This window comes from Saccharopolyspora taberi (assembly GCF_039534165.1).
Classification (GTDB): domain Bacteria; phylum Actinomycetota; class Actinomycetes; order Mycobacteriales; family Pseudonocardiaceae; genus Saccharopolyspora_D; species Saccharopolyspora_D taberi.
In genome coordinates this window covers 1,002-9,801 of record NZ_BAAAUX010000013.1, presented here as the reverse complement: position 1 = coordinate 9,801, position 8,800 = coordinate 1,002, and the positions used below count along the sequence as shown (strand labels likewise).

Here is an 8,800-nt window from a genome sequence, read left to right as displayed (position 1 = left end):
CTTCGAGGACACCGAGATCGCGGGCAGGATCTCCAAGGCCGCGTTCGACCGCAAGCTGATCCTGGAGACCTCCGGTCCGGACAGCGAGGTCATCAAGATCATGCCGCCGCTGACCGTCTCGGACGAAGAACTCGAACAGGGTCTTCAGATCATCCGCGAGTCCGTGCACGCTGTCCTGGCCTGAGTAACCCCCCAGAGCTTTTCGAGGAGGAAACTTGATCGTCCGCACGCTCGACGAGATCGAGAACACCGACGCCGACATCAAGACGGAGAACTGGCGCAGCAAGCGCATCGTCCTGGCCAAGGAGAAGGTGGGTTTCTCGGTCCACGAGACCACCCTCTACGCGGGCACGGTGAACGACTTCTGGTACGCCAACCACATCGAGGCGGTGTTCGTCTTCGAGGGCGAGGGCGAGATCACGGACAAGGCCACCGGGGAGACCCACCAGCTCAAGCCGGGCTCGCTTTACCTGCTCAACAACCACGACAAGCACCAGGTTCGGCCGAAGACCGACATGCGCACGGTCTGCGTGTTCAACCCGCCCGTGACCGGGCGCGAGGTGCACGACGAGAACGGGGTGTACCCGTTGGTCGTCGAGGAAGACGAGGCAGCCGCGAGCTGACCTCGGCGCCACCGCAGCGGCAGCGCTGCGACAGGCATATTCGCCGCGGGCGGTGGGTATTCCGGTCTCTGACCGGTTCTACCCACCGCCCTGGTGCTTGAACGGTCTTCCCCTTGCGGGACAAGGGGAACCTCTCAAACGAGGAACCGAGAAATGGCGGTGGTGCCCCGGGCACCGGCCGCTCCGGCGGGAATTCGCGAAGGAGGCGCAACACATGACCGTCGCCGATCTGAGTACCCAGGACCGCTACCCGACGCGGGTGGGCTCCGAACCGGCTCTGATCGATCGCCAGGATCCGACCGTGTGGCCCGGGGTCAGCTCCGGTCCCGCCACGGCCGACGAACTGGCCGCCCACGAGGCCAAGGGGTTCCACACCGTCGAGGGGCTGCTGTCCCCGGCGGAGGTGCAGACCTACTGGCAGGAGCTCACCCGGCTGACCAGCGATCCTCGGGTCCGGGCCGACGAGCGGACCGTGGTGGAGAAGGAGTCCGACGAGGTGCGCTCGATCTTCGAGGTGCACCGCGTCAGCGATCTGATCGCCGAGCTCGTCGCGGATCCGCGGGTGCTGGACCGCGCGCGGCAGATCCTGGGGTCGGACGTCTACGTTCACCAGAGCCGCATCAACTACATGCCCGGTTTCCGGGGCAGCGGCTTCTACTGGCACTCCGACTTCGAGACCTGGCACGCCGAGGACGGCATGCCCGCGATGCGCGCGGTGAGCATCTCGATCGCGCTGACCGACAACTACCCGTTCAACGGCGGTCTGATGATCATGCCGGGCGCGCACAGGACGTTCGTGTCCTGCGTGGGCGAGACCCCGGACGACAACTACAAGTCGTCGCTCAAGGAGCAGCGGGTCGGCGTGCCCGGCGAGGACGAGATCACCAAGCTCGGCTACGAGCACGGGATCGAGCAGTTCACCGGACCGGCCGGGTCGGCGCTGTGGTTCGACTCCAACTGCATGCACGGCTCCGGCAACAACATCACGCCGTTCCCGCGCTCGAACATCTTCGTGGTGTTCAACAGCGTGGACAACGCCCTCGTCGAGCCGTTCTCGGCGAGCAGCCCGCGGCCGGACTTCGTGGCCGCGCGGGACTTCACGCCGGTGCGCCGGTAGCGGCCGGTGGCGAAGGGGCACCCGCGGGTGCCCTTTTTCCCGTCCGGTCAAATTCGCGCGTGATCGCGGCCCGGGTAGCTCACGCTCGGGAACGGCCACCGCGCCGACAACCACTCGCGCACGACCTCGTGCAGGACGTCGTCGAGCTCGGCCCGGTCCTGGCGGACCCAGGAGCGGACCACGACCCCGGTTCCGCCTTCGTGGTCCGGGTGGATGTAGACGCAGCCGATCACGTCACCGATGATCCGGTCGATCACGGTGTAGGTGAACCCGGTGCGCCGGGCGAAGTCGTCGGCGTGCCGCCGCAGGTCGGCGAGGTTGTCGGCCAGCGACATGCCCTGCTCCGGTGGCCAGGAGCGGCCGTCGAAGCCGGGGGTCGCGCGGATGTGGTCGATGCTGGTGGTCCACGCGGCGTGGTCGGCGCTGTTGTGCCGTTCACCCAGCGGTTCCAGGCGGAAGTGTTCGGTGACGAGTTCGCGGGGCACCGCGAAGTCCTCGGCGACGAGCGCGTTCATGAGCTGAGCTTGCCAGCGGGTGCCGACGTCCGGGCCCGCTCGGATCCGGCATTTTCCACGCGGTTTTGCCGTTCCCGTGGAATTTTCCGTTTCTTCTCGGCAGATCCGCTGCGCTGCGTCGACCTGTGCGGGACGCAGCGTGGCGATCGACCGCGTCTGCCGGAATTTCGGCGTGATTTTCCGCCTCAGCTGAGGCCGAGGTAGCGGCGCTGGTTGAAGTTCTCGCCGACGCAGGACGCACCGAGGTCGTGGCCGATGCGCTCGATGACGTCGGCCAGCTCCAGCCTGCCCAGCCAGGCGCGCGGCAGCACCGCGGTCCCGTGCCGGGCGCCGAGGACGCTGCCGGTGATCGCGGCGGTGGAGTCGCTGTGCCCGGAGTGGTTGGCCGCCAGCCGCAGGGCGTCGCTGAACTGCCCCGGCTTGGGCAGCGCGAGCGCGCAGTACACGCCGATCGCCAGCGCTTCCGGTCCGATCCAGCCCTGCCCGAGGTGCTCGATGTGCCCGACGCTGCCGCCGAGCCGGGCCAGCGTCGAGGCCTCCGCCAGCGCGGCGGCGGTTTCGCCGTCGTCGCGCAGCACCCGGCCGGTTGCCTGGTCGACCGCGGCAGGCAGCCGCCTGCCCTGCACCGCGACCAGGTGCACGATCAGCGACAGCGCGCCCGCGGACGCCCAGCCGCCCGCGCCGCCGTGGGTGAGCGCGGCGAACTGGCAGCCGAGCTGGTAGGCCATCTCGGCGGTGGGGGAGAAGCCGACCGGCGCGCTGCGGTCCACGCCGCCGCAGCCCTTCGAGCTGTTGCGCGGCCGGTCCGGGGTGCCGAGCTCGGGTTCGCCGAGCGCGCGCAGGCTGGTCAGCCCGGGCGCGCGGTTGGCGTACAGCTCGGGTTCGGCGAGCAGGCCGGTCGCGCCGGGCTGCGGCTTGTCCTCCTGCTGGGTGATGAGCCAGCGGCGGTACGCGGCGGCGACGGATTCGACCGGTCGCCACTGCCCGCCGTTGTTGCCCGTGGTCCAGGCGTGCAGGTAGCCCTCACCGGTGAACAGCGACATCTGGGTGGCATCGCCCAGCAGCGCCTGCGGCGGCGGCTCGGTGAGGCCGTTCTCGCCGTACTCCGCGCGGATGTCGGCCAGTTGCTGGAACTCCACCGGAGCGCCGAGCGAATCGCCCAGGGCCCCTCCGAGCAGGCATCCGACGGCCCGATCGACCACTGTGGACGATGTGGACACAGACGGCGCTCCTTCCACAGTGGTCCTCGTTCGGGTGATCGGCGGTCCCCCTGACTGTACTGGGCGTGATCGACCCCGGGGAGTGTTCGGGTCGAAAGGCGCACATCGACCACGGCGAATCCGGCATACCTCCATTGGGGTGAATCACGTGCCGGGTGCCGAAGGCCGCCCGGGCGGCGCTGGTTACCGTGTGTCCGCTTCGGCCAGGGGTGCGGGGCGGGGTGTGGACTCCGCGCGGACCGGTGGTTGAAACTGTCCATGAGAAAAATGAGCGCGAATCGGATTTCGGGAAGCATGTCACCGCTGGAAGACTCGTCCGGTGCGCCGGGCACGGGCTTCGAGTTCCGCGTGCTCGGCCCGATGGAGGTCCTCGCCGACGGTGTCGCGCTGCCCATCGGCAGCTCCGGCGTGCGCAGCACGCTGGCGTGCCTGCTGCTGGAGCCGAACCAGATCGTGCCGATGGACCGGCTCATCGACACCCTCTGGGGCGACGACCCGCCCGCCAGCGCCCGCACCATCCTCCACGGCTATATCTCCAAGCTGCGCAAGCTGTTCGCCGAGAGCGCGGACGCCGACCGGCCGGAGATCGTCACCCGCTCGCCCGGCTACGTGCTCAACGTCGACGCCGAGCGCATCGACGCCCACCGCGCCCGCGGGCTGGTCAACCGCGCCTACGGCCTCGCCCCGGAGGAGCGGTCGCGGCTGCTCACCGAGGCCCTCGCGCTGTGGCGGGGCCCGGTGCTGGCCGACGTCACCTCCAGCCAGCTGCACCGGATGGTCGCCCCGAACCTCGACGAGCTCCGGCTGCTCGCGCTGGAGGAGCGCGTCGCCGCCGACCTCGACCTCGGCCGCCACCACCACCTCGTGGTGGAACTGTCCACATTGGTCGAGCAGTACCCGCTGCGGGAGCGGCTCACCGGCCAGCTGATGCTCGCCAGCTACCGCGCCGGACACCGCGCCGAGGCCCAGGCCCGCTACCACGTGCTGCGGCAGCGGCTGTCCAACGAGCTCGGCATCGACCCCGGCCCGGAACTGCGCGGCCTCTACGAGCGGCTGCTGCGCGACGACGACACGCTGCTGGGCTCGCAGCGGCGGCAGGTCGTCGACGCCGCGGTGCCCGACGTCGGGATCGGGCGGCCGATCCCGGCCGAGCTCCCGCCGGCGGTCGCCGGGTTCGTCGGCAGGGAGCGGGAGCTCACCGCGCTCGACCGGCTGCTGACCCAGCGCGAACGCGGGTCGGTGAACCTGCTGGCGGTGCTCACCGGAACCGCGGGCGTCGGCAAGAGCGCGCTCGCGGTGACCTGGGCGCACCGGGTCGCCGAGTCGTTCCCCGACGGCCAGCTCTACGCCTCGCTGCGCGGGTTCGACTCCGAGCGCGCGCCGCTGGCGCCGGGCGAGGCGCTGACCAGCATGCTCAAGACGCTGGGCGTGGCGGCGGACGCGATCCCGGTCGACGTCGACGACCGCACCGCGCTCTACCGGTCGCTGCTGGCCGACCGCCGGGTGCTGGTGCTGCTGGACAACGCGCGCGACTCCGAGCAGGTCCGCCCGCTGCTGCCGGGCAGCTCCGAGTCGCTGGTGCTGGTCACCAGCAGGCGCAGGCTGGACGGGCTGGTGGTGCGCAGCGGCGCGGTCGTGCTGCCGCTGGAGACGCTGCCGACCGAGACCGCCGTCGAACTGCTCGACCGCGCGGGCACTCCGGGCACGTCGGAGTCGGAACCCGCTGCCGCGCGCGAACTCGCCGAGCTGTGCGGCGGACTTCCGCTGGCGCTGCGCATCGCCGCCGCGCGACTGGCGGCCAACCCGGCGCGCGGGGTCGCCGACCTCGTGCACGAGCTGACTGACGAGCGCTACCGCCTGCACGCGCTGGACATCGACGACGCCGACACCAGCGTCCGGCGCGCCTTCGACATCTCCTACCGCAACCTGCATCCGCTGCACGCCAAGACGTTCCGGCTGCTCGGGCTGGTCCCCGGGCACACCTTCACCGGGCACGCCGCCGCCGCGCTGTGCGGCACCGACCCGCCGAGCGCGCGGCGCAGGCTGCGGGCGCTGGCGCTCGCGCACCTGGTGACCGAACCGGGATCGGACCGGTTCGGCATGCACGACCTGCTCCGCGTCTACGCGCGGGACCTGCTCGCCAGCTCCGATGGCAGGCAAACGATTTCCCGGCTGTCCGAAGAGGACGACGCCGCCCTGCGCAGGCTGCTGCACTACTACCTGGTGGTCGCCGACCACGCGCGGCGCTTCCTGCGGCCCGCGCGGGACGCGCTCGACTTCGCCGGTGACGGGACCGTGGCCCGCCCGGAGATCACCAGCCGCGCCGAGGCGCTGGAGTGGTTCGACGCCGAGTGGTCCAACCTGGTCGCCGCGGTGCGGGTCGCCAACGCCGAGGGCATGCACGAGCTGGCCTGGCCGCTGGTGCGGTTGCAGTTCAACTACCTCATGGTGCGCTGCCCGTGGGAGGACTGGATCCAGATCTACAGCGACGGCCTGGACTCGGCCCGCGCGGTGCACGACGGGGTCGGCAAGCTGCTGATGTCGGCGGGGCTCGGCGTGGCCTACTCCCGGTCCGGGCAGCCGGAGGCCGCGCTGACCCACTACGCCGAGTCCCACCGGGAGGCGATGACCACCGGTGATCCCGCGCTGCTCGCGCTGACCCAGGTCAACATGGGCGCGGTGCTGTTCCGGCTCGGCCGCTACGACGAGGCGCAGGGCCACTGCCGGGAGGCGCTGGAGGCGTACCGGACGCTCGGCGACCGCTACCGGGAGGCGGGAGCGCTGAACAACCTCGCCCAGGTCGAGCAGGTCAACGGCAACCTGGAGGAGGCGCTGGCGCACCTGCGCGAGGCCGAGGTGATGTACCGGGAGGCCGACGACCTCGAAACCCTGGCCATGGTGCTGAACAACTGCGGCGAGGTCTCGATCGAACTGGGCCGCATCGCCGAGGGCGAGCGCTACCATCACGAGGCCCTGGAGGTCGCGCAGAGCTGCGGCTCGCTGGAGCGGCAGGCGGCGGCCTACCTGGGGCTGGGGGAGTCGGCGTTCTCGCGGGGTGACCTCTCGGTCGCGCGGACCCGGTGGGAGACCGCGCTGACGATCTTCGAGACGGTCGGTTCGCACCGCGCGGACGAGGTCCGCAAGCGCCTCGGAGATTTGCCAACCACTTGGCAGAACGGTTGAAGCCCAGGTCAGCGGGCCCGTTTTGGCCGCGTTTAGCGAGCGTGTAGCCACCGCATAGTGGCCTCGGGCACTCTTCATGGTGTCCGAATCAGCCGTGCATGGTCCGGACAACGGGCGGCTCTGGGGGAATCTAGGGGGGATTTGTCGCCCGGTCGTCCCGGCCTGCGCTCGCGTGGGTGGGAGCGGGTCGGGACGACCGCTAGGGGGGTAGGCATTCGGGACTGGTTCCTCCCGAATGGACGTGGGGGTACGTGCGGGCCCGTGGTCAGGGGTGGAGTCGACCACGGCGCCCGCACTTCGTCTTTTCGGGTCCTGTCCCGTTGCTTGGCGGTGCCGGTGGTGACCGGCACCGCCGCTTCAACTTCGAGGGGTCAGTGCTGGTCCGCCGAGCGCTTGGTGTCGGTCGCCTGGGTGGTGCAGAGGCGCTCCAGGTGGGGGCGCTTCGGGGTGCGGCCGTCGCCGCTGGACTGGCCGCGCAGGCGGCGGCCGATCCACGGTGCCAGGAACTCGCGCGCCCACTGGATGTCCTGGATGCGCTGGGTGCGCCAGGACTGCTCCTCCAGTGGCGGCCACGGCTCCCGCCAGTCCTCGGTCACCGGGACGCCAAGCGCCTCGCACGCGCGCAGCGCGACCCGGCGGTGGCCTTCGGGGGACAGGTGCAGCCGGTCCTCGCCCCAGGCCCGGGGGTCCTGGAGGACCTGCATGGACCACAGGTCGAGCACCCGGCAGCCGTACTTGTCGGCGATCGAGCGCAGGTGGGAGTTGTAGGTGCCGACCTTGCCCCGGACGTGCTTGAGCACCGGGGTGTCGCGGGTGTCGAAGCCGGTGCCGATCAGGATCTCCGCGCCGGTGGCCGCCAGCCGGGCGACCGCGGAGTCGAAGACCTCGGCGACCGCGTCCGGGTCGCTCCCGGGCCGGATGATGTCGTTGCCGCCGGCGGTGAACGACACCAGCGAGGGTCCGAACTCGATCGCCTGCGGCACCTGGTCGTCGACGATCTGGCGGATCAGCTTTCCGCGAACGGCGAGGTTGGCGTAGCGCAGCCGCGGGTTCGCGGTCGCGAGGTGTTCGGCCAGGCGGTCCGCCCAGCCCCGGTACCCGCCGTCGGGACGGAGGTCGTCCAGACCCTCGGTGAAGCTGTCGCCCAGCGCGACGAAGCTGTCCAGCCCTGCCGCGTCGACGTCCCGCGGCTGCCCCCATTCGCCCATCGACCTGTTCCTTTCCGCGCACCTGTGGTGAACCCGGACCACATTGGCGCGTCGATGTCGACCTACGCCACCGAAGGTTGCGGCCAAGTGATTAACGGCACCAAATGGTCTAGTAAATATGTCCGGTTTGCGGGATCCGGTCCGGCGGGCCGGCGGGACCGCGTTTTCGTTGGCATGCGGCGGTTTCCCGTGGTCCGGGCGGGGGGCTTGGTTGCTCTTCGGTGAAACCCCGATGACGGCCAGGCGGGGCTGCTACTGTCCTTCGGCGGTAACGAAAGCAACGAGGGGGCTCGTGATGTCGCGATCAGCGCAGGTGGCAGGCAGACCGGCGGCGGTGCAGAGGCCGTCGGCGGATCGCGTGATCACGGTCGTCTGAGTGGGGAACGACGACATGCTCGCTTGCGTCGGTATGGGTGAACGCGGCGGAGGGGTGACCTCGGCGGGGCCCGGCAACACCGAAGACCTGGGGGAATCGTGACGGCACCGCAGAATCCGGCGTCCTCGCCGGGGCCGGCGGGCTTCGAACCGGGAGGGCGCGGCAGGCGCGCGGCGCCGCCCGGGGAACCGCAGCAGGGACCGCCGCCGGGCGGCGGACGTCCGCCGCGTCCGGCGCCGCGGCCGATGCGCTTCGACCTGCGGTCGGAGTTCGCCGCGCTGGCGGGCGAGCCGCACCCGTTCGCGTTCTGGGAGCGCATCGAGCGCCTGAGCGACCGCTTCGAGCACGAGCAGCGCAGGCAGGCGCAGCCGAACCGACCGGCTCCGGAGCGCCCGGACCGGCCGAGCCCGGCGGCGATGTCGGGCGAGCTCGGCGCGGCGGAACGCCCGGCCGAGCTGTCCGGTTCGCTCGGCGGGGACCTCGCCGACGACCCGCGCGCGGGCGGGATCTTCGCGGGCCCGCAGCCGCCCGCGGGTCCGCCCAGCGGACCGCCCGCGG

General features: G+C 71.1%; 6 protein-coding genes and 2 pseudogenes. 5 read left to right on the top strand and 3 right to left on the bottom strand.

Annotation, left to right across the window (positions count from 1 at the left end):
* From ABD691_RS13400 to thpD, 3 genes and pseudogenes are all read left to right on the top strand, one after another.
* Positions 1 to 184 (top strand): annotated as a pseudogene (locus tag ABD691_RS13400) (diaminobutyrate--2-oxoglutarate transaminase); the annotation flags it as partial.
* Between the two features lie 31 nt (positions 185 to 215).
* Entirely contained in the window at positions 216 to 623 is a 408-nt protein-coding gene (locus ABD691_RS13395; protein ID WP_344679960.1) for an ectoine synthase, read from the top strand.
* Between the two features lie 214 nt (positions 624 to 837).
* On the top strand, positions 838 to 1,740 hold the full coding sequence (gene thpD, locus ABD691_RS13390) for an ectoine hydroxylase (protein ID WP_344679959.1): 903 nt from the start codon (positions 838 to 840) through the stop codon (positions 1,738 to 1,740).
* 47 nt (positions 1,741 to 1,787) lie between these two features.
* Here thpD and ABD691_RS13385 read toward each other — a convergent pair whose 3' ends face one another.
* On the bottom strand, positions 1,788 to 2,255 hold the full coding sequence (locus ABD691_RS13385) for a GNAT family N-acetyltransferase (protein ID WP_344679958.1): 468 nt from the start codon (positions 2,253 to 2,255) through the stop codon (positions 1,788 to 1,790).
* Positions 2,256 to 2,440: 185 nt separating this feature from the next.
* The gene (locus ABD691_RS13380) at positions 2,441 to 3,475 is read right to left on the bottom strand and encodes an ADP-ribosylglycohydrolase family protein (RefSeq protein WP_344679957.1); all 1,035 of its coding nucleotides are present in this window, start codon (positions 3,473 to 3,475) and stop codon (positions 2,441 to 2,443) included.
* 294 nt (positions 3,476 to 3,769) lie between these two features.
* On the opposite strand from ABD691_RS13380, the gene ABD691_RS13375 reads away from it, so the two are divergent.
* Entirely contained in the window at positions 3,770 to 6,658 is a 2,889-nt protein-coding gene (locus tag ABD691_RS13375) for an AfsR/SARP family transcriptional regulator (protein ID WP_344679956.1), read from the top strand.
* Positions 6,659 to 7,029: 371 nt separating this feature from the next.
* Here the strand turns inward: ABD691_RS13375 and ABD691_RS13370 are convergent, their stop codons facing one another.
* The gene (locus tag ABD691_RS13370; protein WP_344679955.1) at positions 7,030 to 7,866 is read right to left on the bottom strand and encodes an SGNH/GDSL hydrolase family protein; all 837 of its coding nucleotides are present in this window, start codon (positions 7,864 to 7,866) and stop codon (positions 7,030 to 7,032) included.
* 474 nt (positions 7,867 to 8,340) lie between these two features.
* Between ABD691_RS13370 and ABD691_RS13365 the strand changes: the two are divergent.
* A pseudogene (locus ABD691_RS13365) lies at positions 8,341 to 8,800 on the top strand (hypothetical protein); the annotation flags it as partial.